The following is a 15,542-nucleotide window of genomic DNA, read 5'->3' as shown; positions in this document are numbered from 1 at the left end:
GAATTCGTGGCTGAACATTCGGCGCATCAAGTAGCCTTCGGCGCCCTGTGTTTCGCACGGTTCGGGCCGGTGGTCGGGATCGACTGTGGGGGGCCGCGGCCGTCGTGTGGGGATCGCTTTCGTGGAGTGGCCGGGGGAGGCTTCCCGGCACCGAGGAACAACGTCGTTGTCGGAGGCGGGCGCGCATCGGCGTGATCGTGGCCACCGCCACCGCCGTGACGGTCGGCATGCTGCCGAGCGCGTACGCCCTGCCGCCACCGAGCAGCCGATCGGGGGTCGACCTCGTCGACCTTCCGAAGCCCGTCCTCGCGGACGGTGAGGACGGCGGCGGTCTGGCCGACATGACCACCGCCGAGGTGCCACCGGCCGAGGACTACGAACCGAAGAAGACCACCGCGCCTACGGGGACCGGCATCACCACGCCGGCCACCGGCACGGTGGCGGCCCTGACGCCTGGCGAGACTCAGCCGATCAGCACGCTGCCGATCGAGATCGGTGCTCCCGCCACCGCCACCACCGAGGAGACGGCGGCGCTGGAGGGCGACTGGCAGGTCGCACTCGCCAGCCAGGCGGAGTCCGCGGCGGCCGACGTCGAGGGTCTTGTGTTCACCGTGACGCCGCCGGCCGGCGCCACGGGCGACGCGGTGGTCGCGCTCGACTACACCGACTTCGCCGAGCTGTACGGCGCCAACTGGGCGGACCGGCTTCAGCTGGTCAAGTTCCCTGAGTGCTTCCTGACCACTCCGGACGTCGAGGCGTGCTCGGAGCCGACCGAGGTCGACACCGCCAACGTCGTCGTCCCCCAGGAGACCGACGTCGAGGGTGACGGCATCCTCGACGGTGAGCGCCGCATCGAGGCCACCCTCGATGTCGCCGACCTCACCGACACGACCGCGCCCATGAGCACGGCGTCGGCGACCACCGGGTCCACGGTGTCCACGGCGCTGTACCGCACCCCCTCAACCACCTCCATCCCGCTCACCCGTGCGGCGGCCCTGAGCACGGCGGGCAACTCCGGTTCCTCCGTCTTCGTGGCCACGTCCAGCGGCGGCGGCGCGAAGGGGGACTTCTCCGCCACCCCGCTGGCCAGCGCCGGTTCCTGGACGGCGGGCAGCAGCTCGGGCGCATTCTCGTACACGTACCAGCTCCAGCCGCCGTCGGTCCCCGGCGGCCCGGCACCGAGCCTCGCCTTCGGCTACAACTCGCAAGGGGTGGACGGCCGTACGTCCGCCACCAACAACCAGGCTTCCTGGATCGGTGACGGCTGGGAGTACAACCCCGGCTCGATCACGCGCACCTACCGGACCTGCCGTGACGACACATCCGGCGGCAACAACACCAACCGCAAGACCAGCGACCTCTGTTACGGCTCCGCCAATGCGACCCTGACCCTGGGCGGGACCACCACCGAGCTCGTCAAGGACGACGACGAGAAGGGCGACGAGTGGGTCACCGCCAACGGCGACGGCTCGCGGGTCCGGCTGCTGAAGAACACCGCGCTGGGCAACGGCGACTCCCTCGGTGAGTACTGGGAGGTCACCACCCGCGACGGCACCATCTACTACTTCGGGATGCACAAGCTCCCCGGCTGGAGCGACAACGGCACCGACGCCGACGACCCGGTGACCAACTCGGTCCTCACGGTGCCCGTCTCCGGCAACCAGTCCGACGAGGACTGCTACGACGCCGACTTCGCCAACTCCTTCTGCAACCGCGGCTGGCGCTGGAATCTCGACTACGTCGTCGACACCTCCGGCAGCGCCATGTCCCTGTGGTGGGACAAGGAGAAGTCCCTCTACGCCAAGAACATGAAGTTCAAGACCCCGGTCTCCTACGACCGGGGCGGCTACCTGAAGCGCATCGACTACGGTCAGCGCGCGAGCACCCTGTTCAGCGCCCAGCCGCTGGCCCGCGTCGACTTCGCGGTCGACGAACGGTGCTTCGTCGAGGACGGCATCGCCTGCTCCGAGGACAACTTCACCTCGGGCGACTACGCCAAGAACCACATCTGGTACGACACCCCCGCCGACCTCCTCTGCCGGTCCGGCAAGGACTGCTACGTCCCGGTCCCGACCTTCTGGACGCGCAAACGCCTGGCCCAGGTCACCACCTCCACCCAGCGCACCGAGGGCTCCACCGCGCTCTCCAAGGTGGACAGCTGGACGCTGCAACAGTCGCTGCCGGCCGAACGCACCGACGAGGGCACGGCCCTGTGGCTGGACTCCATCACCCGCAGCGGATACGGCACCGACGGTAAGTCGTTGCCCCTGCGGCCGGTGACCTTCGTCCCCAACACCCAGCCCATGCCGAACCGCGTGCGCCGGGGCGAGCAGGACCCCAACCCGACGTTCGACCGCCTGCGCGTCGAGCGGATCATCAGTGAGTACGGCGGCGAGACCTTCGTCGACTACCACGAGCCCACCGGCGCGTGCAAAACCGGATCGGGCTTCCCTGCCGTCGAGAGCAACACCGGTCTGTGCTACCCGGCGTACTGGCACCCAGACCCGGACAAGGTCGACGAGTCCATCGAGTGGTTCAACAAGTACGTCGTCGACACCGTGCAGGAGCTGCCGGGCGTCAAGGGCGTCGCGACGGTCACCACGTCGTACGTCTACGGCGACAACGGCGACACCAAGGGCGCCTGGGCACTGAACCAGGCCGAGTTCTCCAAGAAGAAGACCCGCACCTACGACCAGTGGCGCGGCTTCGGCCGCGTCCGCACGATCAGCGGCGCCGACTCCTTGGACGCCTTCCAGGGCAGCGCGCGCTCCATGTCGGAGATGCGCTACTTCCGCGGCATGAACGGGGACCCGCTCCCCGGCGGCGGCAAACGCGCGGTGACCATCAAGGACAGCGACGGGGCGGACATCGCCGACGACGACCTCGCCCTCCAGGGCCGCGTCGCCGAGGAACTCAGCTACACCGGGGTCGACGGCACCCTCATCTCCCGGTCCGTCGACTACCCGAAGGTCGTGGAGCTCGCGAGCCGGACTCGCAGCGACGGCATCCCGGCACTCAAGGCATACCGGGTGCTGAACGACCACACGATCACAACGACCCGTTCCTCGGGCACGTACGACGTGAACGAGACACGGCAGTGGCGTTCGCTGCGGACCAACACCACGTACGACACCACCTACGGGCTGCCGCTCACCGTGGAATCCCTCGGTGACACCGGCAAGACCGGCGACGAGACGTGCTCGGTCCTCAGCTACGTCCACAACACGGCCACGAACCTCATCGGTCTGGAGAAGGAGACGCTGACCACCGCGGGCACCTGCGCCGCGGCCGCCACCGCACCTGTCTCCGCCCGCATCGCCGGCTCGCGTATCGCCTACGACGACGCGGCCTTCGCGGACACGCCGACGTCGGGTTCGGCGACCACCACGTGGTCGCTGACCGGCGACGGCGACGCCTGGCAGCAGACCGCGAAGCTCACCTACGACTCCTACGGGCGCGTCCTCACGACGACCAACGCCAAGAACGAGACCGAGAAGACCACCTACACACCGGACAACGGCCAGGTCTACTCGATCACCGAGGAGAACGCCAAGGGGCACACCTCCACCACGTACCTGGAGCCGGCCCGCGGCACCACGCTCAAGGAAGTCGACGCCAACGGGCTCACGACCCTCTACCAGTACGACGCCCTGGGCCGCACCACCGCCGGCTGGGGCACCTCGCAGAGCGCGAGCGAAGCCCCCTCGGTGAAGTTCGCGTACAACACCGCGCCCAGCGAACCCGTTTCCGTGGTCAGCTCCACGCTCAAGGACAACGGCGTCGACTACGACGACTCGGTGGTCTTCTACGACGGCCTCGGCCGTGAGCGCCAGCGCCAGGAGCCGGCCGTCGGCGACGGACGACTCATCACGGACACGATCTACAGCGCCAACGGCACCATCGAGCGGACCAACAACGGCTACTACGCCGACGGCCTGCCGCAGACGGTGATGTTCGAGGTCGACTCCGACTTCAAGATCCCGAACGCGACGCTGTACCAGTACGACGGCCAGGGACGCATCCTCGCGGAGACCCCGTACATGGCGGGCGCCACGGTTGCCGCCAAGGCCACGCGCTACGAGTACGGCTACGACTGGTCCACGGTCATCCCGCCCAGCGGCGGCGCCGCCCAGCGCAGCTGGAGCGACGCGCAGGGGCGGACCGTCCGGGTCGACACCTTCACGGACGCGGCACGCACCGAGTTCCGCTCGACCACCTACTCCTTCGACGCACGGGGCGACCAGGTCAAGGCGGAGGACTCGTCCAAGAACGTCTGGTCCTGGACCTACGACGCGCTCGGCCGTCAGCTGACCTCCACCGATCCGGACACCGGCACGAGCAGCACCACGTACGACGTGCTCGGCCGGCCCGAAACGGTCACCGACAGCAAGCAGAACACGATCTGGACGGCGTACGACGAACTCGGCCGCGCGACCGAGCAGCGACGCGACTCGTCCACCGGTGAACTGCTGACCTCGTCCGTCTACGACCAGGTCATCGGCGGTCTCGGCCTGCCGTCCTCGTCCACCCGCTACACGGACGGACTGCCGTACACCAACACGATCACCGGCTACACCCCCGAGTACCAGCCGACCGGGACCAAGCTGACGCTGCCCGCGACGATCGCGGCGCAGTACGGGCTGCAGGAGACGTACGCCTACGCCTACGAGTACAGCGAGAGCGGCCAGCTGAGGACGGCGTCCCTTCCGGCGGCGGGCGGACTGTCCCCGGAGAAGATCGTCACCCGGTACAACGAGGACGGTCTGCCGGTCTCGACGTCCGGTCTCGACTGGTACAACGCGGACACCGACTACAGCGTCTACGGCCAGGTGCTCCGGGCCGTCACGGGTGAGAACCCCAATCGGGTCTGGACGACCAACCTGTACGACGAGCGCACCGGTGAGCTGACGAAGTCGTACACCGACCGCGAGTCCACCAGCGACACCTCGGCGGTGCTCGGCAATCGCGTCAACATGCGTTCCTACGCGTACGACCCGGCCGGCAACGTCACGAAGATCGAGGACGAGGTCGACTCGGTCACCGACCGCCAGTGCTTCAGCTACGACCCCATCGGTCAGCTGACGGAGGCGTGGACGGCGTCGGACACCGAGTGCGCGGTGCAGGCCGACGGGACGCCGAGCGCGCCGACGATCGGTGCCGCGGGCGACGGGTACCACAAGTCGTACACGTACGACGCGATGGGCAACCGCAAGACCGAGGTCGACCACTACCTCGGCGCCGCAGGCAGCCCGACCACGGTCCTCGACCCGGCCAAGGACGCCACCACCTCGTACACCTACGGCAAGGCGGACGGCACCCAGCCGCACACCCTGACCGGGATATCGTCCACCTACCTGACGGACGCGGGTGCCAAGGTCACCAAGGCCTCGACCCGTACGTACGACAAGGCCGGAAACACCGAGACCCGGACCGACGGCGGTGACGAACAGGGTCTCACCTGGACTTGGGACGGCAAGCTGGAGTCGGTCACCGGCTTCGGCGAGAGCGGCGCGGGTGCCTGGATCGGTCTCTCCGGCAAGTGCCTCGATCTCTCGTCCGGTTCAACGGTCGCGGGCACCGCGCTCCAGCTCTACGCCTGCAACGGCACCCGCGCCCAGCAGTTGAGGATCGAGGGTGCCACGCCCACTGATTCGTCCAAGGGCGCGTTGAAGGTCCTCGGCCGGTGTGTCGTGCCGAAGGATGGCGCGACCGCTGATGGAACAGCGGTCGTGATCGCGGACTGCACCGGGGCCGAGGCCCAGCAGTGGACCGCGGTCGAGGCCGGTCACAAGCTCAAGCACGTCGCCTCGGGCAAGTGCCTGGTGGTCCCGGGCGGCAACTCGGCCTCGGGCACGGACCTTCAGCTCGGTACGTGTGACGCGAGCGGGGCGGCCCAGTCGTGGGCCCCGGCGGACGAGACCACGTACGTCTACGGGCCTTCCGGTGAGCGGCTGATGGCGCTCACCGCGAGTACCCGGACGCTGTACCTCGGGGACACCACTGTCTCGGTCAATGTCGACGGGACGCCTGCCTACACCGAGCGTTACTACCAGCAGGCCGGCGGGCCGGTGGTGATGCGGTTCAAGCAGGGCGGCGGCGCCGACCAGTTGTCGATGCAGGTCACCGACCAGAACGGCACGGCCTACGCCAACGTCAAGCTGGCCGCGGGCAACGCGGTGAAGTTCGAGAAGACCGATCCGTTCGGTGTCGCCCGCAAGGAGAGCGCCAACTGGCAGTCCCACAAGGGGTACATCGGAGGCACCGATGACGACTCCAGCGGGCTCGTGCACCTCGGCGCCCGCGAGTACGACCCTCAGACGGGGCGGTTCATCTCGGCCGACCCGGTGCTGGACCTGGCCGACCCGGTCCAGATGAACGGGTACGTCTACTGCGAGAACAACCCGGTCACCTTCGCCGACCCGAGCGGTCTGATGTCGGACGACGGCAGCGGAGGCAGAGGCTATGGCGGTGGTGGTGGCACCGCCGAGACTGCCGAGGAGGCGTGGGCCAACCAGCAGCTGAACACGTCGATGTCCGACATCATCCTCAACGTCGGCTGGGCGGTCTTCAAGGAGTTCGTCGGCTGGAACGATGTCGTGAGCTGCTTCTCGCGCGGCGACATGTGGGCCTGCGGTTCGCTGATCATCGACGCGATCCCGTTGACGTCGGTCTTCAGCAAGGGCAAGAAGATCTGGCGCGCGGTCGAGAAGACGTTCAGCGCGATCAGCGCCTGGCGCAAGGCCCAGGAGAAGGCCCGCCAGATCATCGCGGCGGCCAAGGCAGCCCGCGAAGCGGCCAAGCGCGCTGCCGCGGCGGCCAAGGCGGCTGCCAAGAAGGCCGCGCAGCAAGCGAAGAAGAAAGCACAGGAAGCAGCCACCAGAGCAGCGAAAAAGGCTGCTGAAAAGACAGGAAGTCCCCTTCAGAAGAGCAAGAATATCGCGGCCAAGGACAACGAGAAAGTCAAGAGCGCCGCGCAGAAAGTCACCAAGAAGCCGTCGAAGGACAGTGCCGACGGAGGGGGTGCCAACTGCCCCATCGCCAACAGCTTCGTTCCGGGCACCAAGGTCGTGATGGCGGACGGTTCCACCAAGCCGATCGAGGACATCCGCAACGGTGACGAGGTCCTGGCGACCGACCCCGAGACCGGCGAAACACAAGCCGAGACGGTGACTGCCCAGATCGAGGGCGAAGGTGTCAAGCACCTCGTCAAGGTCACGATCGACATCGATGGCGACCAGGGTGACCAGACCTCCTCGGTCACAGCCACGGACGGCCACCCGTTCTGGGTCGACGCACTGGGCACATGGGTCGACGCCACCGACCTGAGGACCGGCGAATGGCTCCGCACCAGCGCCGGAACCTACGTCCAGATCACGGCAGTCGACCGCTGGACAGTGGGGCACGCAAAGGTCCACAACCTCACGGTCAATGACCTCCACACGTACTATGTGGTCGCAGGCGGGACCTCAGCACTCGTTCACAACTGCTCCACTGCGGATGAACGGGCGCATGCCAGAGCATCGGAGAATGCTGCATATTCCAGCAGGCCGGACGTTGCTACCGGCGGGTACCTCTGGGTTCAGGGGCACGGAGAGTTTGACCTGGCTTCCGATCGGCTCCATCCGTTGATCAGAGCCAATATGGGCGAGATTCCCGCTGCGGCGAGCCCCGGCGGCGGTAAGTTCTTTGGCTCGCATGTCGAGGTTCAGGCGGCCACCATCATGAGGATTCTGGCCAAACAGTCGGGATCCGGGGGTTTGACTGGCCGACTGATGGTTTCAAAGCCTGGCGGGCCATGCGGTTTCTGCGCGCCAAACGTGGCAGGAATGTTGCCGGGGAGCTCATCGCTAGCGGTTCGATCTCAGCGCGGGCAAGTTTTCAGTGAGGTACCCTTCTGATGCATTCGCCAAGGCGCGGCCCAGTTGCCGCGCCTTGGCTGCTTTCCTGCAGGCCACTATGCTGGCCTTATAGACATGAACGGCGATAATTTGAATCCATGCGCGATCATCGATCTCACCGACTGGGCTGAGCTCGAGAATGCCGACGGGTCGGCCTTCCCGGTTACTCCGACCAAGCTGCGCGACTTGGCGTCGGGTGACTTTTCCAAAGTAACGAGTTCACTCAACCACCTGTATGACGCTCTCCACAACGACGGAGTCGTCTACTCTGCGACCGCGCCGGCTTTCAGGTATGTCGCCGCACTTTTGGGCGACCGCGAAAGTCGAGCCGCACTCACTCCTTCATGGGATGGGGAAAAATTCCCACTCCGAGGCAAGCTCCTTTCATGGCTGGCCGACGTGGCCTTCGATGTCAGCATTGAGCAGGAGCAGCGCATTCGAGAGTGGGGGGAATATTCGCCGACCGAGCCATTTCCCGATTTCCTGAACATCAGGAGTATTTACCCGGAAGCTTTTCCGGGCGTCGCCTCCTACTTTGATGACTCTGATCCGAGAGTGGTTGAGGCGGCTCTTGTCGCGGCCGTTCGATTTCTGGAGTCCCCGGCATTGGCGATGCACCGCAGGAGGTTGACTCCTTTGCTGGAGAACGTTCTAGCGCAAAGCTCCAGCGAACGGCATAGAAGTTTGGCCTCCGAGGCGTTGGCGTCTTGGGAGCAAGGGCGCATGTTGATGGAACCCCCTACCGATCCACTCCCGTCCGACGGGCGCGGGAAGGATCACAATTCGCACGACAAACGGGGATCAGTTGATGAGCCGCCGTTTTAGTGGGCGTGCCCGGACTCGGCCGGCTCAGCCCACGAAGTCCCGTACCCCTTGGGACACCGCGTCGTCGCCGAGGAAGTCGTTGTGTTCCAGGCACCCCGCCAGGACGTTCGTCGCGCCCGCGAGCGGACGCTGTCGTCCGGGTTGATGATCTCGTCGCAGTTGGACCAGAACGTCGCGTAGGAGACCGCGCCCGGGGTTTCGTCGCCCTCGGCCAGGCCGTCCTGGACGTAGAAGCCGGGGGTCATGTCGCGGCAGGCCTGGTCCCACAGTGCGCAGGCCCAGGCCGTCGACAAGGTCGTCGCGACCGACGAGCAGACGGGCGAGACCCGGGTCGGGACGGTCACGGCCGAGATCAAGGGCGAGGGCCTCAAGCACCTGGTCAAGCTCACGGTCGACACGGACGGACCTGCGGGCTCGGCCACATCCGAGATCACGGCCACGGAAGGCCACCCCTTCTGGGTTCCGTTCATTCGCAAGCGGGTCGACGCGTCCGACCTGAGGCCGGGCCAGTGGCTGCGCACCAGCGCGGGCACGTACGTCCAGATCGCAGCGGTCAAGCGTTGGACCAGCACCGGCGCCACGGTCCACAACCTGACCGTCTCTGACGCCCACACGTACTAGTACTCCAGCCGTAGATCTTGATCTTGCTGGTCGGGGTGCCTGCGGGCATGCGTACGGCCACCAGTGATCATCAGTGTGTGAAGACAGAAGAACAGCTGGTGGCCGCAGGTCACAAAATAGAGCCTGCCCGCTGGCAGGAGACGTTCGAGGTCTTGATGGGTCGCATTGCCGGGCGGTTCGCCCGGGTCGAACCACGCAGGCACGCCCGGGAGTTGGTGCTCGGCCTGCTGGCGGGCCTGCCCAGAAAGAACTGCTGGACCCATGCCGAGCACGTCGGTCATGCGACCCCGGACGGTCTGCAGCACCTGCTCGCACGGGCGAAGTGGGACGCGGAAGCCATCCGTGACGACTTGCGCGGCTTCGTCGTCGACCACCTCGGCGCCGACGAGGTCGTGCTGGTGGTCGACGAGACGGGCGACCTGAAAAAAGGCACGCACACGGTCGGCGTGCAGCGGCAGTACACCGGCACTGCCGGGCGCATCGAGAACAGCCAGGTCGCCGTCTACCTCGCCTACTCCACCCCACGTGGACACACTGCCGTCGATCGCGAGCTCTACGTGCCCTGGTCATGGACCGACGACCCGGACCGTTGCCGGGCAGCCGGCATCCCCGAGACCCACACGTTCGCGACGAAACCTCAGCTCGCTGTCCGGATGATCGAACGGGCTCTGGACGCCGGGATTCCCGCGGGCTGGGTCACCGGGGACGAGGTCTACGGAGACAACACCCACCTGCGGACCGCCCTGGAGAAACGGGGACAGAATTACGTCCTCGCCGTCTCCTGCCGTCACCACATCGCCACCCCGGCCGGGAATCCTTACCAGGGTCTGCAGTGTGGCCGGGGTGGTCGAGTAGCAGCGGTAGTAGGCGAGTTCGCCGGTGCGGCGGTTGCGGCGGACGAGGAGATGCCAGTGGCCGGGACGGTCGTCGGCGACGGCGGCCAGGGCCCAGTCGTAGTAGCGGTGGCCTTTGGCTCCGGCCCCGGCGGACAGCTTCTGCCAGGCCCGCTTCGGGATCCCCTTGACCAGGGCGTCAGCGCGGATCTCGCCGGGCGGCGGTGGACGGTGGAGGAAACCTTCCAGTCGTCCAAGGGCCTGGCCGGACTGGACGAGCACCAGGTCAGACGCTGGACGTCCTGGCATCGCTGGGTCACCCTCGCAATGCTCGCGCACGCATTCCTCGCTGCGGTCACCGCACTCGAACACGACCAGCACAAGCCGTCCGACGGCCTGATCCCGCTAACCCGCAACGAGATCCAGCACCTGTTCACCACGTTTGTCACCCGGCCCCTCCACACCGCCATCCACCGACTCCGCTGGTCACAGTGGCGACGACGCCATCAAGCCAGGGCCCAAGCCGCCCACTACCAACGACAGGACACCCAGCCAGCATGAAGATCAAGATCTACGGCTGGAGTACAAAGCCCACTCCACCGCCCTCACGCGCGCAGCCGTCTGACGGCAACGCCGACGGCAACACGGGCGCACAACACGGCACTTCCACGCACCCCCACGGGCCGGCCTGAATTCGCTGACCAGCGAAAATGCAGGTGACGACTGCTCGGCGCCCACACGTACTATGTGCTGGCGGGGGCCACACCGGTCCTCGTTCACAACTGCAGTGTTGGGGACATTGCCGACGGACTTCCGGCGCGCGGTAAAAACGACCCCACTGTTGGCCAGGTTGTCAACATCAGCGAATCGGGCGATGCGCAGGCGGTTGGTGCTCCGTTCAGGAGTGGCTACCCCTCGTTTTCGGACGAGATCAATGATTTCCTCCTGGACTCTTCCAACATCGCGAACCCTCCGAATGGCTCGCACGAATCGCGTAGTCATGTGGAAACGAAACTGGCCTGGCGGATGATGCAGACCGGTGTTACGTCTATGCATGTTGTGATCAATCACGCAGATGGCCCTATTCAGGTAAATTCTCCTGCATGATGACTGCCGCGGCGATCCTGCCTGTGAATTCAACCTTGACGGTTCACTTCCGTGACGCCTCAGGCGTCATGCAGCGAACCCCGATACATGGGCGAGCACAGAATTGATGATGGAGGTGCAGAGTTTTGATTTTGAGCGTCTCTTGCAGGGGTGAATGGCGTCATGTCGAGAGTTGGGACGAGATTCGTCGTCTCAGCACTGAAGTCTTGGACGGCTTGCGAGGAGAAGAGTGCGAAGGTGCTTCGTGCACTCCGGGCGACGATGCGTGGTTCTGCCTCGCAAATGGGCGCGTCAGTGACGGGGAGCCCGTAGTCGCAAGCAATCTGCGTGTGGCATTGAATGAGCACACCGGTTACGGAGCGCTAGTATGGTTCGCCGACGAGGGATTTCCCAAGCGAACCGCAATCTACGAGTCTGTGTGGGTGTCGGACAATCCTCAGCCAGTTGCTGCTGACCCCCGTGTCGTGTCAGATCCTGGGTACCCCCTTTTCCATGATCCAGCTAGTGCGCTGCCGGTCACTCGCATCAGGGCGGCGGTGGAGGAGTTCTGTCGCGAACGTTCCGGCGAACGCCCGAAAAGTCTTGACTGGGTTGTTGGTCATATGAATGGTCAGCGCCTTGATCGGCCGCCCATTGTGGAATTTGTCGAAGACCCGGAGACCGACTGGGATAGCCTACGGTAGCCCGAAATGCACCTTGATAGGCGATCGGGCGAGCCTGTGAAAAGGGAACTTGGGGATGGCGCCACTCTGAAGGTTCGCCAACATTGGACCTCGCGCTGAGTAGAGTCGGGGACTGGCGCGGTGGGCTGTGAGGGCTCCGTCTCCAGCCCCCGCCCGTCAAACCGTGCATGCGCTTCTCACGCACACGGCTTACCGACATCGTTCACCGGCTGGCATGCGTTGCCACCCTCTGCACGTTCCCGGACAGGCGGAACGCCCCGAGCGTTGAACCACGCGCCGTCATGACGCTGGACCCATCGGCGGCCGGGGCGCTGGAGCCGCCACTGAAGGACCGGGAGCGGCCGCCGACCATCGGCTGTACCAACGGTGCGCTATCGGCCGCCCGGGCGTGTAGCGGAGACCTCTGCCCAGACGCGGTCGAGGCCGGTCACAAGCTCAAGCACGTCGCCTCGGGCAAGTGCCTGGTGGTCCCGGGCGGCAACTCGGCCTCGGGCACGGACCTTCAGTTCGGTACGTGTGACGCGAGCGGGGCGGCCCAGTCGTGGGCCCCGGCGGACGAGACCACGTACGTCTACGGGCCTTCCGGTGAGCGGCTGATGGCGCTCACCGCGAGCACCCGGACGCTGTACCTCGGGGACACCACTGTCTCGGTCAATGTCGACGGGACGCCTGCCTACACCGAGCGTTACTACCAGCAGGCCGGCGGGCCGGTGGTGATGCGGTTCAAGCAGGGCGGCGGCGCCGACCAGTTGTCGATGCAGGTCACCGACCAGAACGGCACGGCCTACGCCAACGTCAAGCTGGCCGCGGGCAACGCGGTGAAGTTCGAGAAGACCGATCCGTTCGGTGTCGCCCGCAATGGGAGCGCCAACTGGCAGTCCCACAAGGGGTACATCGGAGGCACTGACGACGACTCCAGCGGGCTCGTGCACCTCGGCGCCCGCGAGTACGACCTGCGGAAGCGGCGCGTGAGGTTGGCCGGGTCGAGAGATCTGCCGGTGGGCGTGGTGAAGGCGAGGCCACTGTTCCTCCAGATCGGCCCGGCCTTCTTCCGCTCCTTCTCCTGCCGTTCCTGGTGCTCCTTGAGGGAGTGGAGCCATTCGGTGGGCAGGGCGATGCGGCGTTCGGAGGCGCGGGTCTTGGTGGGGAGCTGAGTGAGGCCGCCGGTTCGGGTGCGTTGGAGTGAGTGGCGGATGGTGGCGGTGCCTGCGTTGAGGTCGAGGTCTTCCCAGTGGAGGCCGAGGAGTTCACCCTTGCGGAGCCCGGTGTGCAGAGCGAGTTCGAACAGCGGCTGCAACCGGTCAGCGCTGGCAGCGGCCAGGAACACACGCGCCTCTTCGGCGGTGAAGGGTTCGAAGCGTCGGGGCCGTGGTGTGCCGGTGCGGACATTACGGGCGACGTTGCGCGAAATTTCCTCCTCCCGTACCGCGTGCTCCAGGGCGGACTGAGGACGGAGTGGACGTAGGCCAGGGTCAGCGGCGAGAGCCGCCTGGCGCAGCATGTTCCGGCGGCACAGCAGCGGGGCTCAACGCGGGCGGCGTCTAGCTAGCCCGGCCGCACGCTGCCTCTCCCGCTCGGGCGCGATCCTGCCGAAAGAAGCCGGCCCTGCGCCGCTTCGGCCGGTTGCCGCTGGTTTACGGCGGCGCCGTGGCATCAGGACGAAGGGGGGAGTATTGGGGTGTGCGACGTTGGAGTGGCTGCGGTCGCGGCGATGGCACACGACCTGAGCTGCGAAGTCGCGCTCTCGCACCCCGGGCCATATATCATCGGTGCTATGGACAGTGGGCGGTACTCGATCGAGATCGAGCCGGAGGTTCGGCTGTGGCTGGAGAACATTCCCGCCCATCACTACAAGCAGGCTGAACGCGTCGCCGACCTGCTCGCCGAGCAGCCCACCACGCTCGACGAACCGCACTCCCGCCACCTGGGCGGCAAGCTCCGCGAACTGCGCTTCCGCCTCGGCGATGCCCACCAGCGCATTACCTACTGGCTCGCACCCGACCGTCGCGTCGTGCTGCTCACCGTGTTCCGCAAGACCAAGATGCGCGAGCAGGCCGAAGTGGACCGCGCGCACGCCGCTCAACGGCTGTGCGAAGTCGAGCATCAGGCAGCCGCTGAACACGACCTCTACAGCCGCGACCTCAAGGAGAACCGATGAATCACAGTGAATGGAGGACCCGCCGCCACCGCCAGCTGGTCGGTGAACACCTCGACGCGGACCCCGAGTACGACCGCGTCTACGAAGAAGCCAGCCTGGCCATGACACTGGGCAAGGCCGTCTACGGCCGGCGCAAGCAACTCGGGCTGAGCGAGGCCGACCTGGCCGAGCGCCTGCACACCACCACCGACGAGATCGAAGGCATCGAGACCGCCACCGAACTGCCGCCCATCGCTGTCATCATGCGCCTGGCCCGAGCCCTCGACCTCACCGTCGACATGCACCTCGCCCCTGGGGATGAGCCCACCGTCACCATCGTTACCCCGGCCGCCTGACTCCGGGAGGAGCCATGCATGACGCGTCCACAGCACTTGCCCGCGAACTCGGCAGACTCGTCCACGACCGGCGCACCGAGCTCGGGCTGTCCCAGGCCGAGCTGGCTGAGCGGTGCGGGATGAAACAGCCGCAGATCTCCCGCTTCGAAGCTGGCGGAACGGTGCCCACCCTTCCAGTGCTGCGCCGCCTGACCCGTGCCCTTGGAGCTGACTTGAGCATCAGTCTCACCCCGCACGACGAGGCCGCTTGACGTGGCTCTCAAGTCCCGAAAATCCCCTGAGTGGTCTAGACCGTTGACGGCAGTAGTGACGGCACCACCGGTGGACTTCAGTGCACATGCACGGACGTGGAACGGCTGTCAAGTCGGAGCCTGGCCAGCGAAGTTGCAGCTGACGACGACCCCGCCCGCACACGCACTATGTTGCTGGCAGGTGCCACACCGGTCCTCGTTCATAACTGCGGCGTTGGGACTCAAGAGGCCGCGGACCTGTTCCGCGTAATCGGCCGCCAGGTCCGGCTGCTGCGGGAGCGAGCCGGCCTCACTCAGCGGGAGTTGGGTGAACAGCTCGGCTACAGCGAGGACCTGATCCGGTCGTTGGAACGAGGACGCAGGACGCCACAGCCGGAGTTCCTGGACGCGGCGGACAACCTGCTGGTGGCGGGCGGGCTGCTGCGGGGCACGAAGGAAGAGGTGGTACGGGCGAAGGCGCGGGCCCGATGAAGTATCCGGCTTGGTTCAAGGACTATGCGAAGTTGGAAAGCCAGGCCGTGGAGGTCCAAGAGTACAGCAGCCACGTCGTACCGGGCCTGCTGCAGACCGAGGCGCATGCACGGGCTCTCTTCGCCATGCGTAAGCCGTTGCAAGAGCCGGGGAGGCGGGCTTCTGCCCGCACTCGGCCTTCGATAACAGCGACTTCGACACGTGCGCCCTCATCGCCAGCCCCTGTTGCGTCAGGCCGCGCTGCTTCCGGATACGGGCGATCCGAGCGCCGGCGTGCTTCTCAACTCTGCGACACGGCGAACTCCGTTCTGCGGCAACACTTCAGACGGTACGCCCGCCACGCGGCCCCGGATCAGGCGA

Annotated in this window: 10 protein-coding genes and 4 pseudogenes; 12 read left to right on the top strand and 2 right to left on the bottom strand. The window is 66.3% G+C overall.

The annotated features are described in order from the left end of the window. Positions 1-227 precede the first annotated feature (227 nt). Both ABT115_RS09475 and ABT115_RS09470 read left to right on the top strand, forming a co-directional pair. On the top strand, positions 228-7,898 hold the full coding sequence (locus ABT115_RS09475) for an RHS repeat-associated core domain-containing protein (protein WP_502969054.1): 7,671 nt from the start codon (positions 228-230) through the stop codon (positions 7,896-7,898). 75 nt (positions 7,899-7,973) lie between these two features. Then, entirely contained in the window at positions 7,974-8,723 is a 750-nt protein-coding gene (locus tag ABT115_RS09470; protein WP_351786019.1) for a hypothetical protein, read from the top strand. Here ABT115_RS09470 and ABT115_RS09465 read toward each other — a convergent pair. Beyond that, entirely contained in the window at positions 8,720-8,968 is a 249-nt protein-coding gene (locus ABT115_RS09465; protein ID WP_351786017.1) for a hypothetical protein, read from the bottom strand. The two genes, ABT115_RS09470 and ABT115_RS09465, sit on opposite strands and share 4 nt — an antisense overlap. 43 nt (positions 8,969-9,011) lie before the next feature. Here ABT115_RS09465 and ABT115_RS09460 point away from each other — a divergent pair. The 5 genes and pseudogenes from ABT115_RS09460 to ABT115_RS09440 all read left to right on the top strand — a co-directional run. Then, positions 9,012-9,341, top strand: a pseudogene (locus ABT115_RS09460) (polymorphic toxin-type HINT domain-containing protein); the annotation flags it as partial. Positions 9,342-9,499: 158 nt separating this feature from the next. After that, the gene (locus ABT115_RS09455; protein ID WP_351786220.1) at positions 9,500-10,738 is read left to right on the top strand and encodes an IS701 family transposase; all 1,239 of its coding nucleotides are present in this window, start codon (positions 9,500-9,502) and stop codon (positions 10,736-10,738) included. A 186-nt stretch (positions 10,739-10,924) separates the two neighbouring features. Then, positions 10,925-11,284 carry a DddA-like double-stranded DNA deaminase toxin gene (locus ABT115_RS09450; protein ID WP_351786011.1) on the top strand — a complete coding sequence of 120 codons (360 nt, stop codon included), beginning with the start codon at positions 10,925-10,927 and terminating at the stop codon, positions 11,282-11,284. A gap of 125 nt (positions 11,285-11,409) precedes the next feature. Beyond that, a complete protein-coding gene (locus ABT115_RS09445; RefSeq protein WP_351786008.1) occupies positions 11,410-11,967 on the top strand; it encodes an Imm1 family immunity protein in 558 nt (185 codons plus the stop codon). A 167-nt stretch (positions 11,968-12,134) separates the two neighbouring features. Next, a pseudogene (locus ABT115_RS09440) lies at positions 12,135-12,524 on the top strand (RICIN domain-containing protein); the annotation flags it as partial. 395 nt (positions 12,525-12,919) lie between these two features. Here the strand turns inward: ABT115_RS09440 and ABT115_RS09435 are convergent. Next, a pseudogene (locus ABT115_RS09435) lies at positions 12,920-13,512 on the bottom strand (site-specific integrase); the annotation flags it as partial. Between the two features lie 229 nt (positions 13,513-13,741). Here ABT115_RS09435 and ABT115_RS09430 point away from each other — a divergent pair. The 5 genes and pseudogenes from ABT115_RS09430 to ABT115_RS09410 all read left to right on the top strand — a co-directional run. Continuing rightward, positions 13,742-14,125 carry a type II toxin-antitoxin system RelE/ParE family toxin gene (locus ABT115_RS09430; RefSeq protein WP_351786005.1) on the top strand — a complete coding sequence of 128 codons (384 nt, stop codon included), beginning with the start codon at positions 13,742-13,744 and terminating at the stop codon, positions 14,123-14,125. Then, entirely contained in the window at positions 14,122-14,460 is a 339-nt protein-coding gene (locus ABT115_RS09425; protein WP_351786003.1) for a helix-turn-helix domain-containing protein, read from the top strand. Before ABT115_RS09430 ends, ABT115_RS09425 begins: the two co-directional genes overlap by 4 nt. A 14-nt stretch (positions 14,461-14,474) precedes the next feature. Continuing rightward, the gene (locus ABT115_RS09420; RefSeq protein ID WP_502969053.1) at positions 14,475-14,711 is read left to right on the top strand and encodes a helix-turn-helix domain-containing protein; all 237 of its coding nucleotides are present in this window, start codon (positions 14,475-14,477) and stop codon (positions 14,709-14,711) included. 168 nt (positions 14,712-14,879) lie between these two features. Then, positions 14,880-15,182: a helix-turn-helix domain-containing protein gene (locus ABT115_RS09415; RefSeq protein ID WP_351786001.1), complete on the top strand. Its 303-nt coding sequence runs from the start codon at positions 14,880-14,882 to the stop codon at positions 15,180-15,182. Then, positions 15,179-15,298: pseudogene (locus ABT115_RS09410) on the top strand (Scr1 family TA system antitoxin-like transcriptional regulator); the annotation flags it as partial. The gene ABT115_RS09415 and the pseudogene ABT115_RS09410, both read left to right, overlap by 4 nt. Between the last annotated feature and the right edge of the window lie 244 nt (positions 15,299-15,542).

It is taken from the genome of Streptomyces sp. NPDC001832 (assembly GCF_040297265.1).
GTDB lineage: Bacteria > Actinomycetota > Actinomycetes > Streptomycetales > Streptomycetaceae > Streptomyces.
Note: the sequence above shows the minus strand (reverse complement) of the source record. Positions and strands in the feature narration are given on the sequence as shown.